This is a genomic window from Ruegeria sp. L11, from assembly GCF_056531755.1.
Map to the genome: position 1 here is coordinate 288,027 of NZ_JBQFMI010000002.1, position 22,533 is coordinate 310,559.

Here is a 22,533-nt window from a genome sequence, read left to right on the forward strand (position 1 = left end):
TTTGCAAGTTTTCCAATTTCCGAGGTTAACTTTGCAAAGTCATTGGGGCAAGCGGTTACAGCCCCAATTGCCGTTCTCTTCGTACGACAGTTGAAATTGCGACGATCGCCAGAACGGCTGTTGCCAGCATCAGCCAAAGCAGCGGCATCGCGCCGGTTTCACGTGTCAGCAAGGCACCTGCCAAGGCGCTCAGCCCGGCGCCGCCACCTAACATAATGGCGCCACTCAGGCCCGAGGCGGTTGCAGCCAGTCGAGGGCGCACTGATAGCGCGCCCGAGGTTGCGTTGGGGATGACCATGCCATTGCCGACGCCCACAAATGTCATGAACCCAAAGAAACTGAGTGCGGTTCCACGGTCGGCCAGAAACAGCAATGCCGACACAGCGACGCCAAACGCATTGAGCAGGCTTCCCCATAGCACCATGCGGTTCACACCGAACCGCACTGAAAAACGCCCGCTCATGAAGTTGCCGACAAAATACCCAACTGCTGGTGCGCCAAAATAAATGCCAACCTGCGCCGCGCTCAACCCGAACAATTCTGTGCCAATGAAAGGTGCGCCGCCGAGATAGGCGAAAAACGAACCCGATGAGAAGGCGCAAGCCAGTGAGTATCCCCAGAACCGTGGCGAGGTCAAAAGTTCGGGGTATTCCTTGAACTGCTGGACAAGCGTTTTGCCGCTCTTTGCCGATGTTTCCCCAAAGTCCGAATAGGTCAGTGCCATAGTCAGCAAACCTACGGCAAAGGGCAGCCAGAAATTCGCTTTCCAGCCGAAACTCACTTCTAGCAAGCCGCCGATGGCAGGGCCAATCATCGGAACCACGGCCATGCCCATCGTCACATAACCGATCATCGAGGCAGCTTGGTCCTGATCGTACATATCCCGCACCGCTGCGCGGCTGAGAACCATACCGACGACCACTACCGCCTGACACATCCTGAACGCCAGAAAAACCGTGGCATTGGGGGCGAAGATGCACCCAAGGGTCGCCATCAGGAACAGGCCAAGGCCCCACAGTAAAACTGGTCTGCGTCCTGCCTGATCCGCAATTGGACCTATAAGAATTTGCAGAATGGCATTGATCAGCAGATAAAGCGCAATCGACAGCTGCATGACCTTGTAATCGGTTTCGAAATACTCGGCCATGTTTGGCAGGCTGGGCAGAAACAGGTTCATGCTCAGGGCGGACAGGCCCGAGAGTAAAACAAGCGTCGCCAATGTGGGTGGTGTGCGGTGGACCGCGTCAGAGCTGAACTGCATGGTTCACATGTATAGCCGTGGATTTACGGAATGCCAGCCATTCGCAAAATTGCCTGCGAGAATTCGCAGTTTTGCAATTATCCAAATTACTGTTGCTGAAATTTTGCAAATTTGCCGAAAATAGCTTTGGATGAGCGGCCCAAACAGGTAGGGTCCCGTCAAATTTATAAGGGGATAGTCGTCATGAAAGACATTCTTTCCGAGTTGGAAGGCCGCCGCGATAACGCGCGTCTGGGCGGTGGGCAGAAACGGATCGATGCCCAGCACGCTCGCGGCAAACTGACCGCGCGTGAACGGATCGAACTGCTGTTGGACGAGGGCAGCTTTGAAGAGTTTGACATGTTCGTCAGCCACCGCTGCACCGATTTCGGGATGGAAAAACAAAAGCCTGCGGGTGACGGTGTTGTCACCGGTTGGGGCACGATCAACGGGCGCATGGTTTATGTGTTCAGCCAGGATTTTACCGTCTTTGGCGGATCGCTGTCGGAAACCCATGCTCAGAAGATTTGCAAGATTATGGACATGGCGGTCCAGAACGGTGCGCCGGTGATTGGCATCAACGATTCGGGCGGCGCGCGCATTCAGGAAGGTGTGGCTTCGCTGGCGGGGTATGCCGAAGTGTTCCAGCGCAACATCATGGCCTCGGGTGTGGTGCCGCAGATCAGCGTTATCATGGGCCCCTGTGCGGGTGGCGCGGTGTACAGCCCGGCGATGACCGACTTTATCTTCATGGTCAAAGACACCTCTTACATGTTCGTGACCGGCCCGGATGTGGTGAAGACCGTAACCAACGAAGTGGTGACTGCCGAGGAACTGGGGGGGGCCTCGACCCATACCAAGAAATCCTCGGTCGCTGATGGCGCGTTCGAAAACGACGTCGAAGCTTTGGCCGAGGTGCGGCGCCTGGTGGATTTCCTGCCCCTCAACAACCGCGAAAAGCCGCCCGTGCGCCCGTTCTTTGACGAACCCGGCCGGATCGAGGCTTCGCTGGACACTCTTGTGCCAGAAAATCCGAACACGCCCTACGATATGAAGGAACTCATCGCCAAAGTGGCGGACGAGGGCGATTTCTATGAAATTCAGGAAGATTTTGCGAAGAACATCATTACCGGGTTCATCCGGCTGGAAGGTCAGACCGTAGGCGTCGTCGCAAACCAGCCGATGGTGCTGGCCGGGTGTCTGGATATCGACTCCTCGCGCAAGGCTGCGCGCTTTGTACGCTTCTGTGACTGCTTCGAAATCCCGATCCTGACACTGGTCGATGTTCCTGGCTTCCTGCCGGGAACAAGCCAGGAATATGGCGGCGTCATCAAACATGGGGCCAAGTTGCTGTTTGCCTATGGCGAGGCAACCGTGCCGAAGGTGACGGTGATTACCCGAAAGGCTTATGGTGGTGCTTACGACGTTATGGCCTCCAAGCATTTGCGCGGTGATTTCAACTATGCCTGGCCCACCGCCGAAATTGCGGTCATGGGGGCCAAAGGGGCGACCGAGATCATTCACCGCGCCGATCTGGGGGATGCGGACAAGATCGCATCTCACACCAAGGATTACGAAGACCGATTTGCAAATCCCTTCGTGGCAGCCGAGCGCGGCTTCATCGATGAGGTGATCATGCCGCATTCGACCCGCCGTCGTGTATCCCGGGCATTTGCCAGCTTGCGCGGCAAACAGCTGAAGAACCCGTGGAAAAAGCACGACAATATCCCGCTGTGATCCTTCTGGGGGCGGGGTGGCCCGCCCCGCTCAATCTTAGACTGCCACAGCGGCTCTGAGACTAAAACGCCCTCAAATTGAGGCGGAATTGACAAAAACCGGCAAATAGTTGAATGATCCGACCCGTCAGACATAGAACCGCGCAGACCAATCGTACTGCGCGCGCGACCCCGGAAGGAGGAGCTCGCCGCTGGTGGGTCCGGGGTCGCGCCATTTGTCTGGTTGCTCTCGCCTTCAGCCATCCTGCTTTTGCAGACTCCGATACTTTGCTGCCGGTTCCGTCGGGCCAGCCAGTGCAACTGAGCGATGTCCTGCTGGACAACAATCCCGGCGAGCTTTGGCTGCGCTTTCGCTTTATCGCGCCCAGAATTGGCGCGTCAGTGGGACGGATCGGGTATGATGTTGCGTCGAAGGATATGGAGCATCTGTGCCAGATTCTGGCCGTTCCATATGTCGCGCAGCATGAATTGCATCCGGCGCGGGTCGTGATCTCTTTGTCCGATCGCCCGGTAGAGTTTGGTGATGCCGCCCCTGATGCGACCCAGTTTTTTGAGGCCTACCGGCTGGAGCAGTCCCAGTGTATCTGGGAGGGGCTTTGACCATGACCGCAGGAATCCATGAGTACAAAGCGTCTCAGACCAACTGTGCGGCTTTGGAGGTGCGCATCATGACCCCATCCCTTTTCGGGCTCGAATTGCTTTTGTCTGCAAGTTTGACACAAGAGGGCCTTTCATGCTGAAGCATCGTGGTTTCCCCGGTCGCCTTTCAGGCACTGACTTTCAGTTCACCATTCGTCGCGCCAACCCAAAGGGCGCTACACCGTTAACGCGGCGCGAGCGGTTTCGGGACCGTAAACCTGCGGACAGGCGCGCTGATATTGCGTTCATGGAGGCCCTTTGGGCCCATTTCGGCGACCAGCCGTTCGAACGGGGCAATCTGGATGCGGGGCGTTTGAGCTGGCTGTTCGGGCGCGAAGTCATCCCGGCAGAAGATCCCTTTGATCCGGCCAGTTATGATGCCTTGCTCGTTATCGACGTAAACGCTGCGCGCGCATCCTTCCCGGACATCATCGACGGGATGGACTGATTGTGACACTCGCAGCCGCACATAATCCAATCCCTGCCGGTTTCGGGAAGATCCTGCCCGAAACCGGGCAGGATGTATGTGTGGTCTCAGAAGTTCAACTGGGCCGCAAGCTGAACGCGGCTGCCGTCAAAGGTTCTGCCGGTGGGCGCGTCATTCCGCTCGCCATAGATGTATTCGGCGCTGAGCGTCAGACTGTCTGTCGCCTTGTAGAACGCGTTGACATGGATCGTTTCCAGCTCGGTGAAGGACAGCGTGCCGGTCGAGGTCGGCAGATCATAGTCTTCACGACCGTAAGCAATGCCGACATTCCATTTTGCACCGATGTCCTGCCTGAATTCCACGGTATAGCCATCCACATCGTTGGCCTGCCCACCGACAATGGCATCGCCGAGACCGATCAGGTACGGGCCAAGCGCCTCACCCGTGACGTAGTTGACCTGGAACAACCCGCCTTGCCAGGGGCGGATGCCGCCGGAAAGCGTAAAGCCGGTTTGATCCACTTCGACATTGCCGGAATTGGCTTTACCGTACAAAACGGCACCACGGGCAATGTACGTACCGTCGTTATATTCCGCCGAGGCCGTCAGGACGGGATCATCGGAATTCGACCCGCTGACGTTCTCTTCGATCGAGACCGCAAACTGTGCATTGCTGCCAAGCTGTCCGGTGTATCTCAGCTGTGGGACACGAGCGAATGCGATACCCACCGGGCCGTTGAATTCGACAGTGGTCGGGTAGGTGTCCAATGGTTGGAAGTTGGTCCAGTACTGACCAATCAGGAACTGATCGCCGATGGTGATGTTGGCATGGCGAATGCGCAATTCAGCCGTGCCGCCGGAACCGAACAGGTCAAGCTCAAGCTGTCCGCCAATGTCACCGATCCCGCTTGGGGTGGTGGTGCGCAGTCCGATCCGCGATTGGCGAACGGTTGCCCCGAAGGTGCCGTCGGTTGCGGCCGAGGGTTCACCGATAACATTCACGAACGCCGTATCCCCCTGATCGTAGTCGAAGTCATAGAAGAAATCGGCCTTCACGTATCCGTAAACGTCCAGAACGGTGTTGCCGATGCGGAAATCTCCGTTGGCGGGGCTGCTTTTGGCGGCTTCCAGCGCCTCGACCCGGGCGCGCAAAGCGTCGAGTTCGGCTTGAGTCTGGGCGTCCTGAGCGAAAGCAAACGTGCCGGTCACACTGAGCGCAGAGGCAGCGAGCAGGAGTGCCTTTTTTCTAGTCATAGTCATGTGGGTGTTCCTTTGAGTGCGAGTGTGCCCAAGGACCGTTTCACGCAGCAGAAATCTTTGGAAATCACGAGAAAGAGAATTGAACCGACTGATTTCTCAAGAAAATGTGCCTTTTTTGGCTCCTTGAATCACGGCGTCTTGAACCTGTCATCTAACGCGCTGCTGCGCCGTAATTCCTTCGCCGGTGGAGTGGCGGCGATTCGTGATGCTGCAACTGCAGAAAACATCGGAAGCGGTCCGTTTTGTAACGAAACTGTGACGGTGAACGGGTCTGTCGCGCTGGTATTTCACTTGAATGCTGTCGGCACGAAGTTGCGCGCCATTTTGCGGCTTGGGCAGAAACCAGCCGAGTTGTCCCGGGGAAACAATACTGTGTTTGCTCAACAGATTGTGCCGTGCAAACTGAATGGGCCGTGCGGCTCTACTTTGCCTGCGCCGCACATGCACCTACTATTCCGTACCCCTTCCTTGCGCGGGCAGGCTTGTGTTCCCCACATAGACCTGTCCGCGTTTTTCTTTTTGGCCTCCACGGCCAAAGAGAAGCGAAAACCTGCACAAAACCTGCCTGCAGCTGCATTGATATTGAATAACAGGCCCCATTTCGCGCATCTGATCCCAAAGGAACCAAGAAACCTAAAAGGGCAGACACAATGCGATTCTCGAAACTCATCCTTGTTGCGGCGACCTATGCGGGTCTGGCCGCGTGCGGTGACACCACGGGCGAACAGGCACTCCTCGGCGGTGGTGCCGGGGCTGTGGGGGCCGCGGTCCTCAATGCCGACCCGCTGTTTGGCGCGGCCGTCGGTGCAGCGGGCAACGTGCTGTACTGCAAGACACAGAACACCTGTAACTAACGCATATCCTTCGGGGCGCCTGGCGCCTCAGCCATCATTGCGCATCACGCCGTCGTGGGGATCGTACCCTGCGGCGGCGTTTTGCGTTTCCGGAACACCAAGCCAAAGGACGTTTCATGTTCAATAAGATCCTGATCGCCAACCGGGGCGAGATCGCCTGCCGGGTCATCAAGACCGCCCGCAAGATGGGTATCGGCACCGTTGCCATTTATTCGGACGCGGACAAGAACGCGCTGCATGTGTCGATGGCCGACGAAGCCGTGCATATCGGTCCGCCCCCGGCGAACCAGTCCTACATTGTGATCGACAAGGTCATGGATGCCATCCGTCAAAGCGGTGCGCAGGCGGTTCATCCCGGCTATGGCTTCCTGTCGGAGAACTCGAAATTCGCCGAGGCGCTCGAGGCCGAAGGTGTTGCCTTTGTCGGCCCCCCTGTCGGTGCAATCGAAAGCATGGGCGACAAGATCACGTCGAAGAAGATCGCACAGGAGGCCGGAGTTTCGACGGTTCCGGGTTACATGGGGCTGATCGAAGACACGGACGAGGCGGTCAGGATCTCGAACGACATCGGTTATCCGGTCATGATCAAGGCCAGCGCCGGTGGTGGTGGCAAGGGTATGCGCATCGCGTGGAGCGATGAAGAGGCGCGCGAAGGCTTTCAGTCGTCCAAGAACGAAGCCGCAAACTCGTTCGGAGATGACCGGATCTTCATCGAAAAATTCGTAACCCAACCGCGCCATATCGAAATTCAGGTTCTGTGCGACAGTCACGGAAATGGCATCTACCTGGGCGAGCGTGAATGCTCGATCCAGCGCCGGAACCAGAAAGTGGTGGAAGAGGCACCGTCACCCTTCCTTGATCCTGAAACCCGCAAGGCGATGGGTGAACAGGCTGTCGCTCTGGCCAAGGCCGTGAACTACGCAAGTGCAGGTACGGTCGAGTTCATCGTGGACGGAAACAAGAATTTCTACTTCCTCGAAATGAACACGCGCCTGCAGGTGGAACACCCTGTTACGGAACTGATCACTGGCGTCGATCTGGTCGAGCAGATGATCCGCGTTGCAGCGGGTGAAAAGCTTTCGATAACGCAGGATGACGTGACCCTGACCGGCTGGGCGATTGAAAACCGTCTGTATGCGGAAGACCCGTATCGCAACTTCCTGCCGTCGATCGGTCGTCTGACCCGGTATCGCCCACCGCAGGAAACCGCGGCCGGTCCGTTGCTGGTCAACGGCAAATGGCAGGGTGAAGCACCCGATGGTGAAACCGCCGTGCGCAACGATACCGGCGTCTACGAGGGCGGCGAGATCAGCATGTATTACGATCCGATGATCGCCAAGCTCTGCACTTGGGCGCCGACCCGCGAAAAAGCAATCGAGGCGATGCGCGTGGCGCTGGACAGTTTCGAAGTGGAAGGCATCGGTCACAACTTGCCGTTCCTGTCGGCAGTGATGGATCACCCAAAATTTGTCAGCGGTGACATGACAACGGCCTTTATCGCTGAAGAATATCCAGACGGGTTCGAGGGCGTCACGTTGCCCGAAGTGGATCTGCGCCGGATTGCTGCGTCCTGCGCGGCCATGCACCGCGTCGCCGAAATCCGGCGCACCCGCGTGTCGGGCCGGATGGACAATCACGAACGCAAAGTAGGCAAGCGCTGGGTTGTGACATTGCAGGGGCAGGATTTCGCCGTGCAGGTCAATGCCGACAAAGAGGGGTCAACGGTCAAGTTTGAGGACGGACCGTCCTTGCGTGTCGCCTCGGACTGGACACCGGGCGATCAACTGGCGGTTCTGGACGTGGATGGAAGCCCGCTGGTTCTGAAAATCGGCAAGGTCTCGGGCGGTTTCCGCGTTCGCAACCGCGGCGCGGACTTGAAAGTGCATGTGCGCCGCCCACGGCAGGCGGAACTGGCCAAGCTGATGCCGGAAAAACTGCCACCAGATACCTCGAAATTGCTGCTCTGTCCGATGCCTGGCCTTGTCGTGAAGGTCAATGTCGAAGTGGGGCAGGAAGTGCAGGAAGGTCAGGCGCTTTGCACAATTGAAGCGATGAAGATGGAAAACATCCTGCGCGCCGAAAAGAGGGGCGTGGTGGCCAAGGTCAATGCAGGCCCCGGTGACAGCCTTGCTGTGGACGACGTGATCATCGAGTTCGAGTGACCATGTTGGCGCTTTCGACATACATTCCAACGTTTCCAGCGCATCGCGCCGGGGCCTTTGGACATGGCGAAAGCGTTCAGCCCCCTTCGCGCCGTTCGCGAATCTCGCGTTCGCGCAGGGGGGTCTTGTCGATAGACCTGCCAATCTCACGCACGCTCCACGGGCTGGGTTTGCGCAGTTTGACCACGCCGTCCTTGTCGACGAACACCATCTGGAAGCCACGCGGCCGCAGCTTGGTCCGGATCGGAGACCGGGCAGACGGGTCCGTGTCTGTCAGCACGATGACATCACGGTCGCGCATGGCTGCTTCTTCTGCGACAAGCATATCGATCTGCTGCTGGAACCGCGGATCGGCAGGCGTGTCAGCGAAAACCACAATGGGGCGTTTGACCCACAAAAATTCGCTGAGTTCACTTTCACCCACCGGGCGGACAAAACTGTCATCAGACGGCGCGGTTCCGTCTGCCGCCAAGGCGGCCAGAGGGATTAGTGCCGAGAAAACAAAGGCAAGCGTGCGTGTCATGTGGCCTCCTGTTCTTTCGAATATAGCCCCTGTGCCCGCGATTGCGACCGGCGATTTGTGCCGGGTGACCACATTTTCGCGCTTGTGCCTGAAAGAACAGGCCAAGTGCAGGACCTTGGCGCGGACGCTTTCAGCGACCGCCATCCGTATTGACGAGAGGAAATCGAAATGACCGACACAAAGGACTGGAAAGCGCTTGCCGAGAAAGAGCTGCGCGGACGTCCGTTGGGCGACCTGACCAAGGAAACGCTGGAAGGTATCGCGGTCAAACCGCTTTACACCCAGGAAGACACCGCCGATCTGCCGCATATGGGGTCTTTGCCGGGGTTTGGCCCGTTTACCCGCGGTGTCAAGGCCACTATGTATGCCGGGCGTCCATGGACGATCCGCCAGTATGCGGGCTTTTCGACCGCCGAGGAATCGAACGCGTTCTACCGACGCAATCTGGCAGCAGGCCAGCAGGGCGTTTCGGTTGCCTTCGATCTGGCGACACATCGCGGCTATGACAGTGATCACCCGCGCGTTGTGGGCGATGTCGGTAAGGCAGGTGTTGCCATCGACAGTGTCGAAGATATGAAAATACTGTTCGATGGCATCCCGCTCGACAAGGTCTCGGTCTCGATGACCATGAACGGCGCGGTTGTTCCGATCCTGGCCAGTTTCATTGTTGCGGGTGAAGAACAGGGTCACGACAAATCTGTCCTGTCCGGCACCATTCAGAACGACATTCTGAAAGAATTCATGGTGCGCAACACCTATATCTACCCGCCTGAACCGTCGATGAAGATCATCTCGGACATCATCGAATACACGTCGAACGAGATGCCCAAGTTCAACTCGATCTCGATCTCGGGCTATCACATGCAAGAGGCCGGGGCGAACCTTGTACAGGAACTGGCCTATACGCTGGCTGATGGGCGTGAATACGTCCGTGCCGCGACTGAGGCCGGGATGGACGTGGACAAGTTCGCGGGCCGTTTGTCGTTCTTCTTTGCCATCGGCATGAATTTCTTCATGGAGATCGCCAAACTGCGCGCCGCTCGCACGCTATGGCACCGGGTAATGACCGAGTTCGGGGCAAAGTCCGAACGGTCGAAAATGCTGCGCACCCATTGCCAGACTTCCGGCGTTTCGCTTCAGGAACAGGACCCTTACAACAATGTTATCCGCACCGCCTATGAAGCGATGAGCGCAGTTCTGGGTGGCACCCAATCGTTGCATACAAATGCTCTGGACGAGGCAATTGCGCTGCCCACCGATTTTTCGGCCCGCATCGCGCGGAACACACAGCTCGTGCTTCAGGAAGAAACCGGTGTAACTGATGTGGTCGATCCGCTGGCCGGTTCCTACTATGTCGAAAGCCTGACCAATGAACTGGTCGAAAAAGCCTGGGCCCTGATGCAAGAGGTCGAGGAGATGGGTGGCATGACCAAGGCGGTTGCCTCGGGTATGCCCAAGCTGCGGATCGAGGAAAGCGCAGCCCGCCGTCAGGCCATGATCGACCGGGGCGACGAAGTGATCGTCGGCGTCAACAAGTACCGCAAGGAACAGGAAGACCCGATCGACATTCTGGATGTCGACAACGTCGCCGTGCGCGAGGCGCAAGTGGCGCGGCTGGAACGCATTCGCGCAACCCGTGATGAAGCCGCGTGCCAAGCCGCGCTGGACGCCCTGACCAAGACCGCCCAGGAGGGCGGAAACCTGCTGGCCGCTGCGGTCGAAGCCGCCCGCGCCCGTGCATCCGTAGGAGAGATCAGCATGGCAATGGAGAAAGAATTCGGCCGCCATCGCGCCGAGGTGAAAACCCTGGCCGGTGTCTATGGCGCTGCTTATGAAGGCGACGAAGGCTTTGCCGCGATCCAGAAATCCATCGAGGACTTTGCCGAGGCCGAGGGCCGCCGCCCCCGTCTGCTGGTGGTCAAGATGGGGCAGGACGGGCATGATCGCGGTGCCAAGGTTATCGCCACGGCCTTTGCCGATATCGGGTTCGACGTGGACGTTGGCCCGCTGTTCCAGACACCTGCCGAGGCCGCGCAGGACGCGGTGGACAATGACGTACATGTGGTCGGCATTTCCTCACAGGCGGCGGGGCATAAAACACTGGCACCGCAGCTGGTGGAAGAGCTGAAGAAAGCAGGGGCCGACGATATCATCGTGATCTGTGGTGGGGTGATCCCGCAACAGGATTACCAGTTCCTGTATGACCATGGGGTCAAGGCTATCTTTGGTCCGGGCACCAACATTCCCGAGGCCGCTCAGGACATTCTGCGCCTGATCCGCGAAGCGCGGCCCTGACACAAGGCAAGTCTTTCAACGAAAGCTCTTGTGATCCTGCGCCAATGGCGAAAACATGCGGCCGGATCCCTTTGGGTCCGGTCGTTTTCGCAGGAGGGTGCACATGTTACTCGATCATCTGGCCGTCGCGGGCGAAACGCTTGAAGAAGCGTCTGCGCATATCGAACAGGCGCTTGGTGTTGCACTGCAACCCGGTGGGAAACACGAAAAATTCGGGACACATAACAGGCTGCTGGGGCTCAGAGACGGGCTCTATCTGGAAGCGATTGCCATCGATCCGCAGGCGCAGCCTCCGGGTAGGCCGCGATGGTTCGATCTGGACAATTTTCAGGGCGGCCCGCGTTTGACGAACTGGATATGCCGGGTCGAGGATATCGAGGCCACACTGTCGATCTTTCCCGATGGCACCGGAGAGCCCATCGACCTGACCCGCGGCGCGTTGCAATGGCGCATGGCGGTTCCGCCAACGGGGCGTTTGCCGTTCGACAATCTGTTTCCCGCCCTTATCGAATGGCAGGGCGACCTGCACCCGGCAAACATGTTGCAGGACAGCGCGTGCCGGTTGCGGCGTCTGGTTGTCTACCACCCCGACGCCCTGACACTGGCCCGTCAACTGGGTGAACTGGATCATGTGGTGTTCGATACCGGCCCCGCCGCTTTGCAGGCAGAGATCGAGACACCTCATGGACTTCGGGTGCTGGAATGAACATACGCCCGGCCACAGCGTCAGATGCACCAGCCATTGCCCGGATCACCAATGCGATCATCCGGGACACTTTGGTCACTTTCACGACGGACGAACGCAGCGCCGCCCAGATTGCCGAAGATATCAAGGCACGCGCGCCCGGTTATCTGGTTGCCGAGCACGACAGCCACGTTATCGGCTTTGCCACATATGGCCCTTTCCGCACCGGGCCCGGTTATGCGCAAACCTGCGAACATACGATCCAGCTGTCACCGAATGCGTGGGGCAAAGGGCTGGGACGTGCGTTGATGTCAGAACTGGAGGAAATCGCGCAAGCCCAAGGCGTTCATGTTCTGGTCGCGGGCATATCCTCGGCCAATCCGGGGGCTGAGGCGTTTCATGCCGCACTTGGCTATTCGAAAGTCGGGGTGATGCCCGAAGTCGGATTTAAGTTCGGCCAGCGGCTGGACCTTGTGCTGATGCAGAAAATTCTTGGTGCTGAATGACCTGTTGCACCTGACAGTCCCGAATTGTGACGCTAGGGTGCGGTCATGTCGATCTGGACCCGCATATCCGATGCGCTCAGCGCGCTTGCCCAGGGCGAAAGCCTGACCGCAGTTTTTGAAAAACTACGCTCGCCACCGGAACGGTCCGTCGCCTTTACGATTGCGGTCATCGCACTGGGTGCCAAAATGGCCAAGGCAGACGGTCAGGTGACCCGTGATGAGGTCACCGCCTTTCGCGACGTGTTTCAGATCGCGCGCGAAGATGAGGAAGGTGCAGCCCGCGTCTTCAACATGGCCCGTACGGACGTGGCGGGATATCAGGACTACGCCCGCAAAATTGCCCGCATGTTTTCCGAAGACAGTACAACCCTGTGTGACCTGATGGAGGGGCTTTTTCACATCGCGATGGCGGATGGTTTCTATCATCCGAACGAAAACGCATTTCTCGAAGATGTCAGCCAGATTTTCGGGCAAACCGACGCGCAGTTCAAAGCACTGCGGGCGCGTTTTGTCCCGGATGCGCCAAACGATCCTTACACGGTTCTGGGCGTTCCACATGACATGCCGCTGCCCGACATTCGCAATGTCTGGCGGCAGCTGGTTCGGGAAACGCACCCCGACGCCATGATGGCCCGGGGTGTCCCCGAAGAGGCGATCCGGTTGGCCGAGAAAAAGATGATCGACATCAATCGCGCCTGGGATGAAATCAACGGCGCGCGGGCCTGATCAGATGCGGCTGGCGACCTATAATATCGAATGGTTCGCCAATCTGTTTGACCAGAAAGACAGGCTGATCGTCGATGACAGCTGGTCTGGCAGGCACGACGTCACCAAAGCGCAGCAAATCGAAGCGATTGCCAAGGTTTTGACCGCAATTGACGCTGATGCGATTGTAATCGTCGAGGCGCCCAACACGGGCAGACGCCAGAACACGGTTCGGGCCCTGCAAGCCTTTGCCGAAGCGTTCGGCTTGCGCACGTCTGATGCGGTGATGGGCTATGCAAACGACACGCATCAGGAACTGGCATTGCTCTATGACAGAACGGTGCTGAGTGTTCACCACGATCCCAAGGGAGATATTGCAGATACCACAGCCCCCCGGTTCGATGGTGTATTCAAAATCGACCTCGACATTGATGCGACCGAGGATGTCGTGCGGTTCTCCAAACCGCCGATGGAACTGGCGGTGACGACGCAAGCGGGGCACAACATCCGTCTGATCGGGGCACATCTGAAATCCAAGGCACCGCACGGTGCCGAATCGCGGGATGAGGCGATCCGGATTTCGATTGCCAATCGCCGCAAACAGCTGGCGCAAGCGATCTGGCTTGCACGGCGCGTCGAATGGCATGTTGCGCAAAAACAGCCCGTCATTTTGCTGGGCGATCTGAACGATGGCCCCGGGCTGGATGAGTTTGAGCACCTCTTTGGCCGCTCGTCGGTCGAGGTGTTGCTGCAAGCCGGATTGTTCGACCCGAACGCCGTCACAGCCTACAGGTTTCGGCCCGGGCCGGTGCCTGCCACTGCGCGCTTTGCCCGCCCGGAAGAAGGTAAATTTCTGGACGCATTACTGGATTACATAATGATTACCACGGACCTGCAAGCATATCGCCCGTCCTGGCGTATCTGGCACCCGTTTCAGGATGCCGCCTGTTGGGCTGAACCGGAATTGCGGCAGGCGCTTTTGACGGCCTCCGATCATTTTCCGGTCACGCTTGATATTGAACTGTGACCTTTCCAGCCTGCCACACGGGCCTTATATGTCAGGTATGAAACGCATCTTGCTGATCAGTACGATCTCAGTGTTCCTTGCCGCGCCTGCAATGGCACAGGAAGACAGCGAAAAATCCCTGATGGAACAGGGGGCCGAACTGTTTTTCGAAGGTCTGCGCAAGGAAATGGAACCGGCATTGGAAAACTTGCTGGGTCTGGCGGAAGAGCTTGGCCCGGCGATGCAGTCATTCTTGCAGCAGATGGGCCCGGCGCTTGCTGAACTGGCGGCTGAGGTCAAGGACTGGAGCGTTTATGAGCCGCCCGAGATCCTGCCCAATGGCGATATCATTATCCGCAGAAAACCGACCCAAGAGCCATCTGAGCCTGAAAAGCGGGATATCGAGGTGCCCGAAGGACCTACAGATATCTGACCCGCTCAAATGTCAGCCTTTGACAATCACGCGAGTCTGAGATTTCAGCGCTGCTGCCAAGGCGCTTAACCGGGCTTCTGCCACTTCGCTGAACAGGGGGGCTGCGGCCTCGGGCAGATACAGTTCCAGCTCTCGCTTTTTGGGGAAAAACTTGAGCTGCCCCATATTGGCATCGTTGTGCATCCACAGCATCGCGCCAAACCGCATGGCCTTGCCCAAAATCTCGGCCTGTTTCTGGCTTTTTTCATCCAGCAATTCGTAAAGCCGAGAGAACCGATTGCCTTCCCGTTTGTTGCGATAGCGGTGTTGCAGTGCCAATCCGATGAAGACACGCTCGGAATGCTTCAAACCACCCAGATTGGCGCGCGTGACGTTGTCGAAACACACCTCGGCCCGATAGTCGGGATGCGCGCGCCAGCTTACATCGTGCAGCAGGCAGGCCGCCTTGATCAGGCGCACTCTGCTGGGCGGTGCCGATCTAAACAGCGGGATGACAAAATCATAGAGGTTGCTGCCAAATCCCGGCAGGCGGGCGTCCTTGGCTTCCGAGAACCGGCTGGCTTCGATCAGCGGGTCGCGGTCGCGCACTTCCTGCGGCATCTGCTCATACAGCAACCCCTCGCGGATACCATAGCTTGAGATGGCGATATCTTTGGGTTTGAACGTACGGATCAGCCGTGCCAGAACATCCATCGCGTAAGGGATAAGCGCCATGCGCGAGCTCGACACGCCCGCCTGAGCACGCAGCTTTTCACCATCGTGTTTTTCGATGTATTTGATCGTCTCGCGCACCTGTTTGGTGGTCATGCGGTATTCATGCAGAACGTTCAGCGGATAGCCCCGCCGCAGCATGTCCAGCCGCGCAAAGGCGCGCCAGCTGCCGCCGACCAGAAACAAACGGTCTCGCTGCTGGCCCATCTGATTGCGCAGATCCTCCATCGTTTCCTTGATATGCGCTTTTCGCGCGCGCCGCCCGCCTTTGATGTCGCGCAGTTTCAGCGGCCCAAGTGGCGAGGTCACTCGGCGGCCGACCTGACCACCGCCGATTTCGGCCAATTCCATCGACGACCCGCCGATATCGCAGATCAGCCCATAAGCTCCGGGCCATCCCAACAGGACACCCTGTGCCGACAGGCGGGCTTCTTCGTCACCGTCAATGATGGCCACCTGCAAACCGGTTTCAGCCTGCACCTGATCGCAGAACTCGGGCCCATCCGAGGCTTCTCGCACAGCGGCGGTGGCCACAACATGCAAACCGGGCAAGTCCAGATCCATTGCCAGGTGCTGGAAGCGCCGCAATGCCGCCAGGGCGCGTTCGCGGCCACGCGGGTTCAGCCGTCCGGTTTCGGACAGGCCCGCCCCCAGTTCGCACATGACCTTTTCATTGTAGAAATAAGCCGGTGATCGGGCCGCCCCGTCGAAAATAACCATCCGGACCGAGTTCGACCCGACATCGACAACCCCGACGCGCGACAGCGCCCGTGCGTCCGGTTTGTCAAACAGAGGCTTTCCGATTGTTCCCCAGTCCGGGATATCGGTTTCGACGGTCTGATCCATGTGCCTTCCAGATTGTTCTTTTTGAGGATGCGAAATTGACGTCAGCGGGTCAATCATTGGTCTCGACCTCATCCGGGGCCGTGTTCAGTACGCGAATGGCCAGAGCGCGTGTGATGTCGCGTTTTTCCGCCAGGGCCAATTGGTCCAGTTGGGATACTACGTCGGCTGCGCTTTCAAACCGCCGGTCCATATGCTTGACAAGATAGGCGATGACATCGGGGCCGGGGTTGAGCTGCCTGTCAACAAACAACTTGGCAAGAACCGCGCCCAGCAATGCGTCGTCGGGCGGGTCCAGAGCGACGTGATGCGCGCCTTCGACCCGGCTTTGCAGATCGGCCAGCGGCAACGCCCAGAATTTGGGCGCAAGACGGCCGGTCATCAGCAGGGGGTGCCCTTCGGCCAGTACTAGATTATGCAGGTGGAACAGCGTTTTTTGCTGCTCGAGATCACCGGCAATCAAAGGCACGTCTTCGACCGCAATCGGCATACGCGCCAGGTCTGGCACATCGTCATATCGCAGGTCGCTGGCCTGAAGGATACGCCCGCCGGTTTCAGCGGCCCAGACATGGGCCAGATGGGTTTTGCCCGCACCGGCAGGTCCGCTCAGCACCAGTTTGTTGCCAGGCCAGGACGTGGCCGAGATCATTGCCACCGCCAGCGCATTTGCCGGTGACACAAAGAAATCCTCTCGCCCGAGCGCAGTTTTGGCGGGCAGATCAAAGCTGAGTTGTCGGGCCATTTACTCGGTTTCCTGATCCAGACCTTCAAGACCAGTGTACAATCTGCTGTCGAGGTATAGCGATGTGGCAAAGCGGGCCAGCACGCCCAATGCTGCGGCGACCGGGACAGCGATTAGCATGCCGACGAAGCCGAACAGCGCGCCAAAGACCGACAGGGCCAGCAGGAGCCAAACCGGGTGCAGCCCGACAGAGCTGCCGACCAGCTTGGGTGTCAGGAAATTGCCCTCGGTGACCTGCCCAATGGCAAAGATACCCGCGATAAGCCCGATATGAGCCCAGTCGCCCCAGAACTGAAACAGCGCAAGCCCAATGGCCAGCGAGCCTCCGATAAGGGCGCCCAGATAGGGTATGAACGTGACCAAGCCCGCGATAAAGCCCACAATCAGACCGAATTGCAGACCAGCAAGCATTAGTGCAACCGCGTAATAGGTGCCAAGGATCAAGCAGACCGTTCCCATGCCGCGCACGAACGAGGCCAGAACCGCGTCGATCTCACCCGCCAGCCGCCTGATGATGGGGGCGTGGTCACGTGGCAGCAGCTCTCCGATGCGGGCGGTCATGCGATCCCAGTCCAACAGCAAGTAGACGGCCACAACCGGCACAATGACCAACAGAACAACGATGTTGATCGCGGAACCCAGCGAGGACAGCACCGTCTGCATAACGTCCCCGGTCTTGGATTTCAGCGTTTCGCCAAAGGACACCAGCATCGCGTGCGTGCTCGATTCCCGGTCAAGCAAGGACGGGAACTGTTTTTCTATGAAACTGCGCAACTGTTTGAACAGATCAGGCAGTACATCGACAAGATCCAACAACTGGGTGATCAGCGCAGGGACCACCATCAGAATTGCCAGTACAAACCCCAGAACACCGACGACCGTGATGACCGCCGTAGCGGCCATACGCGACAGGCCCAGCCGCTCCAGCCGGTCAGCGACCGGATCCAGAAAATAGGCAATGGCCCCACCGATGACAAAAGGCAACAAGACATCGCCAAGGGCCCACAGGATCAACGCGAAAACCGCAGCGGCGATGCTCCAGTATCTCAGCTGATCCTTAACCGGCAAAGCCATGGCGATCCCCTTGTTCAGGCCCTTGCAGGTGTTCTTGGCGCATCAAAGCCCATGATGCAAGCGGTTCATGGCGCTTGGGTTTGCAGGGGTCAGCCGCGCAAGGTTCCCAATTCAGGCGTGTCTTTGGTGGCGGTCTCATCGGGCCAGTTGGTGCGCCAAATCTCGGCCGACCAGTGCCCGCAATGAACCGCCGGGCGGTCAAAGCCGGGCAGGGGTGGCAGCAAAGGCGCGACGACGACGTCGTGACGGGGCACCGCGAAATAGGGAAAAGAGTACCGTTCCCGCCCCGACCGGTTCACAACCCGATGGGGCGTGGATTTCAACCGCCCGCCCGACCACAGCTCCAGCATGTCACCGATATTCACCACGAAACCACTGGGCGGGCAATCGGGCGAGATCCAGCCACCGCTGCGGGTCTGCACCTCAAGCCCGCCCACCGGATCGGGGGCAATGATGGTCAAGGCGTCGGTATCCTTGTGCGGATGGATGCCATAGCCTGCCTCATCTTCGGCCTGAGGCGGGTAATGCAACAGGGTCATGTTGGTCATCGGGTCCCGGAATGCACCGCGCAGCGAGTCGGCTTTCAAATCCAACCCTGCTTCTAACGCGCCCAGCAACAGATCGGTGACGCGATCCAGTTGCCGCCAGTAACCCAGAATGACCTCTTTCGCACCGGGTACACCGTCGGGCCAGAGGTTTGGCCCGTATAACGCGCAATCCTCACGCACCGGGTCGTCTGCTGCGACCTCGTGATGCAGTTTGTACCCCTCGTACTTGTCAGCCTTGCCCGAGCCATCATTGGGTGTGAAAAACCCCATGGGTATATAGCCGCGATAGTTGGCGCGGGTGATGGCCTGATCCCATTTTTGCGCGTCATCGACGGCAAAAATCTCTCGGGTGATCTGGCGTACCTGATCCACGGTCTGCCGGGATACGCCTGTCCCGGTGATCGACAAAAAGCCGATCCCCTGACAGGCCGCAAGGATGTCTCGGACCGTCGCGTCATAGGCTGCGGTTCCCGGGGCAGTCAAAGGCGCGATATCAATCGTTGGGATACTGTCCATCAGTGAATCCTCACCCCCTGACGTTGCAATTCAGCGCGAACCGGTGCCAGATTCAGCTGGTCCAGCTCCTGATTGCTTTTCAGTGAGACCGCAGCGGCGATGCCCGCGCCCTGACCCATGACCGCGCAACAAGCCATGTTTCGGGTTGCGGCATGTGCCACCCGGTCCGCGCCATGCGACCGTCCTGCAACCAGCAGGCCTTTGATGCCCTTGGGCAGCATCGAACGATAAGGAATTTGCATGTACCGCCCCGTAGTTGGCAGGATCAGAATGCCATAGCCGTCGATGAACTCGGGATAGATGCCGATCGTATCCTCGAACCGGCCCTGATGGCGGGCATCGTTTTCGGTCATGTTGTAGACCGCGTCGATCTTGCGGGTGTCGCGGATGCCGATGGTCATACCGAAATTCCGCAAACGTGCGTTTTCGCAACCGGGCATGAACCGTCGCAGCGCCTCGATGGCCAGCATGGTCTGGCGGCGACCTTCAATCTCGCCGCGCGTCAGGCTGTCGGGATCGGTGCCGTCAACCTCGGCCAGATGGATGAGGTTCATGTATGTCAGCTCGCCCGTGTCATGCATCGCGCCCCAGGTGCCGGCGATGGTGTTCAGATGCGGCGGGATCAGCCCCTGATCGATTGCTTGCTGGAACGGTTTGTGCACGAAGGGTGAGAACATGTCGTCCTCTTTACCCGAGGTCTCAATGTTCCACTCTCCGCCACCGCCCCAGTCCTTGTAGGTCTGCGGGTCAGCTTTCACACCTTCCATGAAGGCGCGTTTATCTACGCCCGCCAGATGGAACATGACCGAAGCCGCCATCATGTCCTCGCGCGGAGTTTTGTGGGTCGGCGCGCCCGAACGATGGGCCACATCCGCGTCGCCGGTGGCATCGATGACGACCTTGGCCAAAATCGCTTCGCGCCCGGCTTTGGATTCTGTGATGACGCCGGTGATCCGGTCGCCTTCCAGGATCGGGGCCACGAAATGCCGATGCAACATCGGATGCACACCCGCTTCTTCGACCAGCTTGTCGGCGACCAGTTTGAAGCCTTCGCTGTCCAGCTCATAGCTCAGCGACTGGCTTTCCGGAACGGCGGCCCCCATCTCCTTGGCGCGGGTCTCGAATTCCATCCCGATGCCACCTGCCTCGACGGTTTGCTCGTGCCGGTACCAGGCAAATCCTTCGACGCCGACGGCAGTGATGTTGCCACCCATGCAGCCAAACCGATCAATCAAAGATACCTCGGCCCCCGCACGTGCCGCTGCAAGCGCCGCTGCCAACCCGGCAGGGCCAGAGCCCACGACCAGGACATCGGTTTGATGAATGACGGGGATTTGGCGTGCGGGTTCCTGAATGGTTTGCATCAGCGCCTCATGGAATTTGCGTTTCCGCTACCATTGGGTTTCCCGATTGGCGGGTCAATCAAAAAACCGACTGCCGCAAGGTCGGAAAAACACCAATGCGCGATTGCCCCCGGCGGGGCTTTGGCATAATCACCTGTCCAGTCGAATTCTTACCTTTGAAGGTCCGTCCATGCGCCTGAGCCGTTACTTTCTGCCCGTTCTCAAGGAAACCCCGTCCGAGGCTCAGATTGTCAGCCACCGGCTGATGCTGCGTGCAGGGATGATCAAGCAGGCCTCTGCCGGGATTTATTCCTGGTTGCCGCTGGGCTTCAAAGTGCTGCGCAAGCTGGAAAACATCGTCCACGAGGAACAGGCGCGGGCCGGTCACATCGCGATCCAGATGCCCATCATCCAGTCGGCGGATCTGTGGCGTGAATCCGGGCGCTATGACGATTACGGTCAGGAGATGCTGCGGATGAAGGACCGGCATGACCGGGACATGCTGTTCACGCCCACGGCCGAAGAACTGGTGACCGATATCTTCCGCGGCCACGTGAACAGCTACAAAGACCTGCCGCTGACGCTCTACCAGATCCAGTGGAAGTTTCGCGATGAAATCCGCCCGCGTTTCGGCGTGATGCGGGGCCGTGAATTCTACATGAAGGACGGATACAATTTCGACCTGACCAAGGAAGATGCGCTGCACGCCTATAACCGCCATCTGGTCAGCTATCTGCGCACTTATGAACGGATGGGACTTCAGGCGATTCCGATGCGCGCCGATTCCGGCCCCATCGGTGGCGATGACACGCATGAGTTCCTGGTTCTGGCCGATACCGGCGAATCCGAAGTTTTCTATGACAGTGCTGTCACTGACCTGACCTTTGGCGACCGTGACATCGATTATGACAACCGCGAACAGTGTCAGGCCATTCTGGAAGAGTTCACTTCGAAATACGCCCGCACTGATGAAACCCATGACGAGGCGCTGTTCAATCAGATCCCCGAAGAACGTCGCCGCGTGGCGCGTGGCATCGAGGTGGGTCAAATCTTTTACTTTGGCACCAAATACTCCGATCCCTTGGGCGCGACTGTCCAAGGCCCGGATGGCAAACCGGTTCCGGTTCACATGGGCAGCCATGGTATCGGTGTCAGCCGCCTTGTAGGAGCAATCATCGAGGCCAGCCATGACGACAAGGGCATCATCTGGCCCGAGGGCGTGACCCCATTCCATTGCGGTATCGTCAACCTCAAGCAGGGCGATGAAGAAGCCGATGCAGCCTGTGACAAGATCTACACGGCGCTGACAGCTTTGGGTCTGGAGCCGCTCTATGACGACCGCAACGAACGCGCAGGCGGCAAATTCGCCACGATGGACCTGATCGGTCTGCCCTGGCGCATCACGGTTGGCCCGCGTGGTCTGAAGAATGGTGTGGTTGAACTGACCTGCCGCCGTACCGGCGAAAGCGAGGAACTGAGCCCCGAGGCGGCCGTTACCAAAGTTGCTGAGATTTACCAGCAGATCGCCTGAGCGACCATCAGTTGCTGCATGAAGCGGGCGTTGAAACACGCCCCGTGATCCGGAAGGGGTGCCGAAGGCTCAGACCTGGCGGCCCTTCCCAGGCTACCTGAAGGCCGACCGCGTCAGTCGGTCGGTTCTCAGTTTTGATCCGACGTCGGGCGCTCGGCCAGGACGTCTCCGTTGGCTCCGTCACCTGTGGCCACAACAATCGGGCGGCCAAGGCGGCTGATCAGTTCGCGAAACTCGATATCCAGAAAGCGCAATCCGCAAATCCGCGCATCGGTTGCCCGATCCGTGATACACAAACGGCCCTGCCGGAACACCAGACGATATCCTTTGTCTTTCAGGATGTCTGCCAGATTGCCCCAGCTTGCTGCGGTGACAAAGATCGGCCGGATGGCCGCGCGCAGCAAGGCTGCGGTCTCACAATCCAATTCTGTTGAAGCCTGACGGGTCGAAATTGCACCCGCGCCATTGGTTGAAATTCGTAAATTCATTGAGCGACCCCCGCTCTTTAAATGTGTTCCCCCATGGTTAGGGTGGCAAAGTTTCTGAAAATAATCAAAAAGAGTAATAAAATTTCGCACTTATTGTTGCCTTTACGATTCAGTGGCTCACGATGTGCGATGATTAACGTCATACCTGAAACAATCACCTTCTGTCTGTGATGCGCTTCACAACTCATGGTGTAGCGCCCGAATTAGAAGACACCTGTTTTGCACGTGTATTTTGGTCATGTCCTGCAACGATTCGGCTCATTCAGG

Annotated in this window: 21 protein-coding genes; 12 read left to right on the plus strand and 9 right to left on the minus strand. The window is 58.4% G+C overall.

Features of this window, described 5'->3' with window-relative positions; all coding sequences use genetic code 11:
• Positions 1-55: 55 nt before the first annotated feature.
• The gene (locus ACR0CE_RS06350) at positions 56-1,261 is read right to left on the minus strand and encodes a multidrug effflux MFS transporter (RefSeq protein WP_480486367.1); all 1,206 of its coding nucleotides are present in this window, start codon (positions 1,259-1,261) and stop codon (positions 56-58) included.
• Positions 1,262-1,444: 183 nt separating this feature from the next.
• Between ACR0CE_RS06350 and ACR0CE_RS06355 the strand changes: the two genes are divergently transcribed.
• The 3 genes from ACR0CE_RS06355 (at position 1,445) to ACR0CE_RS06365 (ending at position 4,063) form a co-directional block, all read left to right on the plus strand.
• Positions 1,445-2,977 carry an acyl-CoA carboxylase subunit beta gene (locus ACR0CE_RS06355; RefSeq protein ID WP_209597857.1) on the plus strand — a complete coding sequence of 511 codons (1,533 nt, stop codon included), beginning with the start codon at positions 1,445-1,447 and terminating at the stop codon, positions 2,975-2,977.
• Positions 2,978-3,090: 113 nt separating this feature from the next.
• Positions 3,091-3,576, plus strand: a complete 486-nt coding sequence (locus ACR0CE_RS06360) for a DUF6497 family protein (RefSeq protein WP_209504587.1) — start codon at positions 3,091-3,093, stop codon at positions 3,574-3,576.
• A gap of 133 nt (positions 3,577-3,709) precedes the next feature.
• A complete protein-coding gene (locus ACR0CE_RS06365; protein ID WP_480831499.1) occupies positions 3,710-4,063 on the plus strand; it encodes a hypothetical protein in 354 nt (117 codons plus the stop codon).
• Between the two features lie 86 nt (positions 4,064-4,149).
• Here ACR0CE_RS06365 and ACR0CE_RS06370 read toward each other — a convergent pair whose 3' ends face one another.
• Positions 4,150-5,301, minus strand: a complete 1,152-nt coding sequence (locus tag ACR0CE_RS06370; protein WP_480582922.1) for a DcaP family trimeric outer membrane transporter — start codon at positions 5,299-5,301, stop codon at positions 4,150-4,152.
• Between the two features lie 650 nt (positions 5,302-5,951).
• Between ACR0CE_RS06370 and ACR0CE_RS06375 the strand changes: the two genes are divergently transcribed.
• Positions 5,952-6,155, plus strand: coding sequence for a hypothetical protein (locus ACR0CE_RS06375; RefSeq protein WP_480831500.1), 204 nt, complete (start codon positions 5,952-5,954; stop codon positions 6,153-6,155).
• Positions 6,156-6,271: 116 nt separating this feature from the next.
• Positions 6,272-8,317, plus strand: coding sequence for an ATP-binding protein (locus ACR0CE_RS06380; protein WP_480537393.1), 2,046 nt, complete (start codon positions 6,272-6,274; stop codon positions 8,315-8,317).
• A 76-nt stretch (positions 8,318-8,393) separates the two neighbouring features.
• Here the strand turns inward: ACR0CE_RS06380 and ACR0CE_RS06385 are convergent, their stop codons facing one another.
• Positions 8,394-8,840 carry a DUF4174 domain-containing protein gene (locus ACR0CE_RS06385; protein ID WP_267365674.1) on the minus strand — a complete coding sequence of 149 codons (447 nt, stop codon included), beginning with the start codon at positions 8,838-8,840 and terminating at the stop codon, positions 8,394-8,396.
• Between the two features lie 168 nt (positions 8,841-9,008).
• Between ACR0CE_RS06385 and scpA the strand changes: the two genes are divergently transcribed.
• The 6 genes from scpA to ACR0CE_RS06415 all read left to right on the plus strand — a co-directional run bounded on the left by scpA (position 9,009) and on the right by ACR0CE_RS06415 (position 14,470).
• Positions 9,009-11,135 carry a methylmalonyl-CoA mutase gene (gene scpA / locus ACR0CE_RS06390; protein WP_480831503.1) on the plus strand — a complete coding sequence of 709 codons (2,127 nt, stop codon included), beginning with the start codon at positions 9,009-9,011 and terminating at the stop codon, positions 11,133-11,135.
• Between the two features lie 103 nt (positions 11,136-11,238).
• Complete coding sequence (locus ACR0CE_RS06395) at positions 11,239-11,841, plus strand: VOC family protein (RefSeq protein ID WP_480831505.1); 603 nt, start codon at positions 11,239-11,241, stop codon at positions 11,839-11,841.
• Positions 11,838-12,326 carry an N-acetyltransferase family protein gene (locus tag ACR0CE_RS06400; protein ID WP_480831507.1) on the plus strand — a complete coding sequence of 163 codons (489 nt, stop codon included), beginning with the start codon at positions 11,838-11,840 and terminating at the stop codon, positions 12,324-12,326. The genes ACR0CE_RS06395 and ACR0CE_RS06400 overlap by 4 nt, the downstream gene beginning before the upstream one ends.
• Positions 12,327-12,371: 45 nt before the next feature.
• Positions 12,372-13,052 (plus strand): molecular chaperone DjiA, encoded by a 681-nt coding sequence (locus ACR0CE_RS06405; protein WP_267365678.1) that lies wholly within the window; start codon positions 12,372-12,374, stop codon positions 13,050-13,052.
• A 4-nt stretch (positions 13,053-13,056) separates the two neighbouring features.
• Positions 13,057-14,058, plus strand: a complete 1,002-nt coding sequence (locus ACR0CE_RS06410) for an endonuclease/exonuclease/phosphatase family protein (protein ID WP_480831829.1) — start codon at positions 13,057-13,059, stop codon at positions 14,056-14,058.
• 37 nt (positions 14,059-14,095) lie between these two features.
• A complete protein-coding gene (locus ACR0CE_RS06415; protein ID WP_267366000.1) occupies positions 14,096-14,470 on the plus strand; it encodes a hypothetical protein in 375 nt (124 codons plus the stop codon).
• A 12-nt stretch (positions 14,471-14,482) separates the two neighbouring features.
• On the opposite strand, the gene ACR0CE_RS06420 is transcribed toward ACR0CE_RS06415, so the two are convergent.
• From ACR0CE_RS06420 to ACR0CE_RS06440, 5 genes are all read right to left on the minus strand, one after another.
• A complete protein-coding gene (locus ACR0CE_RS06420; protein ID WP_480481944.1) occupies positions 14,483-16,027 on the minus strand; it encodes a Ppx/GppA family phosphatase in 1,545 nt (514 codons plus the stop codon).
• A gap of 49 nt (positions 16,028-16,076) precedes the next feature.
• Complete coding sequence (locus ACR0CE_RS06425; RefSeq protein WP_480481942.1) at positions 16,077-16,766, minus strand: HdaA/DnaA family protein; 690 nt, start codon at positions 16,764-16,766, stop codon at positions 16,077-16,079.
• Positions 16,767-17,840 (minus strand): AI-2E family transporter, encoded by a 1,074-nt coding sequence (locus tag ACR0CE_RS06430; RefSeq protein WP_480481940.1) that lies wholly within the window; start codon positions 17,838-17,840, stop codon positions 16,767-16,769.
• 89 nt (positions 17,841-17,929) lie between these two features.
• A complete protein-coding gene (locus ACR0CE_RS06435) occupies positions 17,930-18,904 on the minus strand; it encodes an isopenicillin N synthase family dioxygenase (RefSeq protein WP_480831509.1) in 975 nt (324 codons plus the stop codon).
• Positions 18,904-20,268: an FAD-dependent oxidoreductase gene (locus ACR0CE_RS06440; protein ID WP_480831510.1), complete on the minus strand. Its 1,365-nt coding sequence runs from the start codon at positions 20,266-20,268 to the stop codon at positions 18,904-18,906. Before ACR0CE_RS06440 ends, ACR0CE_RS06435 begins: the two co-directional genes overlap by 1 nt.
• 169 nt (positions 20,269-20,437) lie before the next feature.
• On the opposite strand from ACR0CE_RS06440, the gene proS reads away from it, so the two are divergent.
• Entirely contained in the window at positions 20,438-21,778 is a 1,341-nt protein-coding gene (gene proS / locus ACR0CE_RS06445; protein WP_480537397.1) for a proline--tRNA ligase, read from the plus strand.
• Positions 21,779-21,906: 128 nt separating this feature from the next.
• Here the strand turns inward: proS and ACR0CE_RS06450 are convergent, their stop codons facing one another.
• The gene (locus ACR0CE_RS06450) at positions 21,907-22,266 is read right to left on the minus strand and encodes a hypothetical protein (RefSeq protein ID WP_267366022.1); all 360 of its coding nucleotides are present in this window, start codon (positions 22,264-22,266) and stop codon (positions 21,907-21,909) included.
• Positions 22,267-22,533: the final 267 nt, after the last annotated feature.

Coding starts and splice junctions, on each gene's coding strand:
- ACR0CE_RS06425 (WP_480481942.1), bottom strand. CDS start 16,766: ATGGCCCGACAACTCAGCTTTGATCTGCCCGCCAAAACTGCGCTCGGG.
- ACR0CE_RS06440 (WP_480831510.1), bottom strand. CDS start 20,268: ATGCAAACCATTCAGGAACCCGCACGCCAAATCCCCGTCATTCATCAA.
- ACR0CE_RS06450 (WP_267366022.1), bottom strand. CDS start 22,266: ATGAATTTACGAATTTCAACCAATGGCGCGGGTGCAATTTCGACCCGT.
- ACR0CE_RS06350 (WP_480486367.1), bottom strand. CDS start 1,261: ATGCAGTTCAGCTCTGACGCGGTCCACCGCACACCACCCACATTGGCG.
- ACR0CE_RS06405 (WP_267365678.1), top strand. CDS start 12,372: ATGTCGATCTGGACCCGCATATCCGATGCGCTCAGCGCGCTTGCCCAG.
- proS (WP_480537397.1), top strand. CDS start 20,438: ATGCGCCTGAGCCGTTACTTTCTGCCCGTTCTCAAGGAAACCCCGTCC.
- ACR0CE_RS06380 (WP_480537393.1), top strand. CDS start 6,272: ATGTTCAATAAGATCCTGATCGCCAACCGGGGCGAGATCGCCTGCCGG.
- ACR0CE_RS06395 (WP_480831505.1), top strand. CDS start 11,239: ATGTTACTCGATCATCTGGCCGTCGCGGGCGAAACGCTTGAAGAAGCG.
- ACR0CE_RS06410 (WP_480831829.1), top strand. CDS start 13,057: ATGCGGCTGGCGACCTATAATATCGAATGGTTCGCCAATCTGTTTGAC.
- scpA (WP_480831503.1), top strand. CDS start 9,009: ATGACCGACACAAAGGACTGGAAAGCGCTTGCCGAGAAAGAGCTGCGC.
- ACR0CE_RS06415 (WP_267366000.1), top strand. CDS start 14,096: ATGAAACGCATCTTGCTGATCAGTACGATCTCAGTGTTCCTTGCCGCG.
- ACR0CE_RS06400 (WP_480831507.1), top strand. CDS start 11,838: ATGAACATACGCCCGGCCACAGCGTCAGATGCACCAGCCATTGCCCGG.
- ACR0CE_RS06375 (WP_480831500.1), top strand. CDS start 5,952: ATGCGATTCTCGAAACTCATCCTTGTTGCGGCGACCTATGCGGGTCTG.
- ACR0CE_RS06430 (WP_480481940.1), bottom strand. CDS start 17,840: ATGGCTTTGCCGGTTAAGGATCAGCTGAGATACTGGAGCATCGCCGCT.
- ACR0CE_RS06435 (WP_480831509.1), bottom strand. CDS start 18,904: ATGGACAGTATCCCAACGATTGATATCGCGCCTTTGACTGCCCCGGGA.
- ACR0CE_RS06370 (WP_480582922.1), bottom strand. CDS start 5,301: ATGACTATGACTAGAAAAAAGGCACTCCTGCTCGCTGCCTCTGCGCTC.
- ACR0CE_RS06420 (WP_480481944.1), bottom strand. CDS start 16,027: ATGGATCAGACCGTCGAAACCGATATCCCGGACTGGGGAACAATCGGA.
- ACR0CE_RS06360 (WP_209504587.1), top strand. CDS start 3,091: ATGATCCGACCCGTCAGACATAGAACCGCGCAGACCAATCGTACTGCG.
- ACR0CE_RS06355 (WP_209597857.1), top strand. CDS start 1,445: ATGAAAGACATTCTTTCCGAGTTGGAAGGCCGCCGCGATAACGCGCGT.
- ACR0CE_RS06365 (WP_480831499.1), top strand. CDS start 3,710: ATGCTGAAGCATCGTGGTTTCCCCGGTCGCCTTTCAGGCACTGACTTT.
- ACR0CE_RS06385 (WP_267365674.1), bottom strand. CDS start 8,840: ATGACACGCACGCTTGCCTTTGTTTTCTCGGCACTAATCCCTCTGGCC.